The sequence below is a fragment of the Frankia sp. CeRuru1 genome (assembly GCF_977966315.1).
The window spans coordinates 1-3637 of record NZ_CDWWEW010000455.1 but is presented as its reverse complement, the minus strand read 5'-3'; the positions used below and the strand labels follow the sequence as shown (position 1 = coordinate 3637).

Annotated in this window: 4 protein-coding genes and 1 tRNA gene; 2 read left to right on the top strand and 3 right to left on the bottom strand. The window is 70.6% G+C overall.

Features of this window, described 5'->3' with window-relative positions; genetic code table 11:
• Nucleotides 1-1704, top strand: a 1704-nt coding sequence (locus AC08OP_RS22525; RefSeq protein WP_476615999.1) for a SulP family inorganic anion transporter, incomplete at its 5' end; no start/stop codon positions are given.
• A 116-nt stretch (nt 1705-1820) separates the two neighbouring features.
• On the opposite strand, the gene AC08OP_RS22520 is transcribed toward AC08OP_RS22525, so the two are convergent.
• Both AC08OP_RS22520 and AC08OP_RS22515 read right to left on the bottom strand, forming a co-directional pair.
• Nucleotides 1821-1893: transfer RNA gene (locus tag AC08OP_RS22520), tRNA-Arg, on the bottom strand.
• A gap of 222 nt (nt 1894-2115) precedes the next feature.
• On the bottom strand, nt 2116-2340 hold the full coding sequence (locus tag AC08OP_RS22515; protein ID WP_023839854.1) for a DUF3039 domain-containing protein: 225 nt from the start codon (nt 2338-2340) through the stop codon (nt 2116-2118).
• A 245-nt stretch (nt 2341-2585) separates the two neighbouring features.
• Here AC08OP_RS22515 and AC08OP_RS22510 point away from each other — a divergent pair, with 245 nt between their 5' ends.
• Nucleotides 2586-3278: a metal-dependent transcriptional regulator gene (locus AC08OP_RS22510; RefSeq protein WP_476615998.1), complete on the top strand. Its 693-nt coding sequence runs from the start codon at nt 2586-2588 to the stop codon at nt 3276-3278.
• A 77-nt stretch (nt 3279-3355) separates the two neighbouring features.
• Here AC08OP_RS22510 and AC08OP_RS22505 read toward each other — a convergent pair.
• Nucleotides 3356-3637 (bottom strand): C40 family peptidase (locus AC08OP_RS22505; protein WP_476615997.1); only part of this gene is annotated, 282 nt, incomplete at its 5' end.

Below are 3637 nucleotides of genomic sequence, written 5' to 3'. Positions count from 1 at the left end.
CCCATAAGGACGGCCCCGTCACGCTGGTCCAGGCCACTCGGCCGGCTGGAACTCGGCCGGCTCCTGCCCGGCCGGGCCGATATCGAGAGCATGCGCCGCCAGCCAGGCCGTGACCTGCTCGCGGGGATGACCGTTGCGGTGGTCGCGCTGCCGCTCGCGCTGGGGTTCGGGGTCTCCTCCGGCCTCGGCGCGACCGCCGGGCTGGTAACGGCGATCGTGGCGGGTGCTCTCGCAGCGGTCTTCGGGGGGTCGAACCTGCAGGTGTCCGGGCCGACCGGCGCGATGACCGCCGTGCTCGTGCCGATCGTGCACCGGCACGGGCCGGCCGGTGTGCTGACCGTCGGGCTGCTCGCCGGGATAATCCTGCTCGCACTCGCAGTCCTGCGGGTCGGCCGCTCCGTGCGATATGTGCCGGCGCCCGTGGTGGAGGGATTTACCGTCGGCATCGCCGCGGTGATCTTCCTTCAGCAGGTTCCCCCGGCCCTGGGAGTACGCGCCCGGAACGGTGACCGGGTGACCGGCGTGGCCTGGGCGGCTGTAGCCGACTTCGTCCACCGGCCGCACTGGCTCGCACTCGCGCTTGCCGTCGGCGTCGCGGCGACGATGCTGGTCGGCGCCCGGCTGCGGCCCACGGTCCCGTTCTCGCTGCTCGCCGTGGCCCTCGCGACGGCCCTCGTCACGGCCCGCGGGTGGGACGTCACGACCCTCGGCGCGATCCCCGCCACCCTGCCCGGTCCCTCGCTCGGCTTCCTCGATATCACCGCGATCCCGACGCTCGCCACGGCCGCCGTCGCCGTGGCCGCGCTCGCCGCCCTGGAGAGCCTGCTCTCGGCCAGTGTCGCCGACGGGATGACCGTCGGCCAGAACCACGACCCCGACCGGGAGCTGTTCGGCCAAGGGCTGGCCAACCTTGCCGTCCCGCTGTTCGGCGGGGTGCCCGCCACCGGCGCGATCGCCCGCACCGCGGTCAACGTCCGCTCGGGTGCCTCGTCCCGGCTCGCCGCCCTCGCGCACGCCGTGGTCCTGGCCGGGGTGATGCTCGCCGCCGCCCCCCTGGTCGCGCGCATCCCGCTCGCCGCGCTCGCCGGTGTTCTGCTCGCCACGGCGGTGCGGATGGTCGAGGTCTCCTCGTTGCGCACCCTCGGCCGTGCGTCACACTCCGATGCCCTGGTCATGGCGCTGACCGCCGGGGCGACCCTTACGCTCGACCTCGTCATCGCTGTCGTCCTCGGCCTCACGGTCACCGGCGCCCTCGCCCTGCGCGCGATCGCCCGAACCGCGCGGGTCGAGGAGGTGCCACTGGACCCTGGCGATCATCACGATTCCGAACACGCGCTGCTCGCCGAGCACATCGTCGCCTACCGTATCGACGGCCCCCTGTTCTTCGCCGCCGCCCACCGCTTCCTGCTGGAGCTCACCGAGGTGGCCGACGTCGAGATCCTCATCCTCCGGCTGTCCCGGGTCAGCGCCGTCGACGGCACCGGCGCCCTCGTCCTGCGCGACGTCATCGACCGGCTCGAACACCGCGGCGTCAAGGTGTATGTGTCAGGGCTGCGACCCGAGCACGCCAAAGCGGTGGCCGCCGTCGGTCTGGTGGACCGGCTGCGCGGCCAGGGACGCCTGTTCGGCTCCACCCCGTCGGCCATCCAGGCCGCCCGGGACCATCTCCACCACACCGGCGCCCTGGCTGCCGTCCCCACCTGAGCCCGCGCGACCTGAGCCGGCGCGGCGTCAGCCGCGGTCGCGCGGCTCGCAACGCAGCTCGCCCCGCAGGGGACTCTGGTCCCACCGACCGGAGGCGGCGATCGACATGACGGATGTGCCCCAGGCAGGAATCGGACCTGCGGCCTACCGCTTAGGAGGCGGTCGCTCTATCCACTGAGCTACTGGGGCCGGCGAGGGACATCGAGTCTGGCTCGTGCAACAGATCATACGGGGTCGCGGAGCGGCCGGCCCGGGGGACACCATGGATCCCGATCGGCAGGGCATCCGCACACCGTCCACAGCCCGCCGACACGCTCGATCTACTGCGACGACCGATTATTACCGAAGGCTCATGACAGCCATCGAGGACCGTGGCCGCCCGGCACTGTGTACCGGCACGGCGCGGCGCGATCAGCCGAACTGCTCGGCCATCTCGACGAGTTCCTTGCATTTCGGACAGATCGGGAAACGCGAGGGATCCCGCACCGGTTCGAACTTGTAGCCGCACAACGCCGTAACCCGGCCACCCTCGATGGACGCACGAACGATCTCCTCACGACGGGCGTAGTGAGAGTGATCGTCACCTTCGTCCGTCTGGGTGTTCGATGTCTCGGGCGCGATCTGAGTCGTGCTCATGGCGTCAAGTCTAGTGCCGCGGGCGCCGATGCCGGCCCTGGGTGCAAGCCCGCGCGCGGGACGGGTGCCGCACGAGGACACGCCGCCGGACCGAAGCCATGGAACACGTCGTGGAACACCGACCCCGGTCCGCGGGAAGGGGGCGACGGGACATCGAAACCGGCCGGCCGGCATGGCCTTCGGGGGGCAGATGGCTCTTGTGACTCCCGGAGGGGGCGTACCCTGGATAAGGACGAAGGAGACCGGTGACTGGATTGATCGACAGTACCGAAATGTACCTCCGAACCCTGTACGAGCTGAGGGAGGAGGGCATCCCCCCGCTGCGCGCGCGTCTGGTGGAGCGCCTGCATGTCAGCGCGCCGGCCGCGAGCGAGTCGACGGCTCGCCTGGCCAACGAGGGGCTGGTGTCCCTCGCCGACGACCGGACCGTGCAGTTCACGGAGAAGGGCCTGCTGCGGGCCACCGCCGTCATGCGCAAGCACCGTTTGGCCGAGCTGCTGCTCACGAAAGTCATTGGGTTGGACTGGGCGCTGGTACACAACGAGGCCTGCCGGTGGGAGCATGTAATCTCCGACGAGGTCGAGGCGCGCCTCACCGTCCTGCTCGGCGATCCAAAGCGCTGCCCGTTCGGTAACGAGATCCCGCCTTCCCGGCAGCACCACACCACGGCGCGGCCGACCTCCGCCCCGGTGAGCCTACTGGCGTCGGCCGACCTCGCATCGTCCGGCGGTGGCAGGCCGGTCACGGTGAGCTGGATCTCCGAGCGGTTGCAGACGGACGAAAGCATCATGCGCCGGCTTCAGGACGCCGCGATCGTCCCCGGCGCGCAGATCACGCCGGGCTCCCGCGGCAACCTGATCCACATCGTCACCCCCAACGGCCAGACCGACGCGGAGATCAGCCGTAGCACCGCGGCTCTCGTCTACGTCGACCGCTGACCCATCGACCGCTGACCCGTCGCCCACGGCACCGTCGCCGTCGCCGTCCTGATCGCTTCCGCCGACGGCCGATGGTGTCACGCTCCCGGCCGCACGCCCCCCCGGAAGCTCGACCACCAGATCTTCTCCACCCTGACCACCTCCCCGGTCCGCGGAGCGTGGATCATCTTCCCGCCCCCGATATAGATCCCGACATGATCAAGATTGGCATAGAAGAAGACGAGATCACCGGGAATGAGGCCCGCCCGGTCCACGCGGCGCCCCTCATTCCATTGTGATCCGGTGTAGTGGCTCAGCGAGACCCCGGCCTTCCCCCAGACCCACTGCGTCAGGCCCGAGCAGTCGAAAGACTTCGGCCC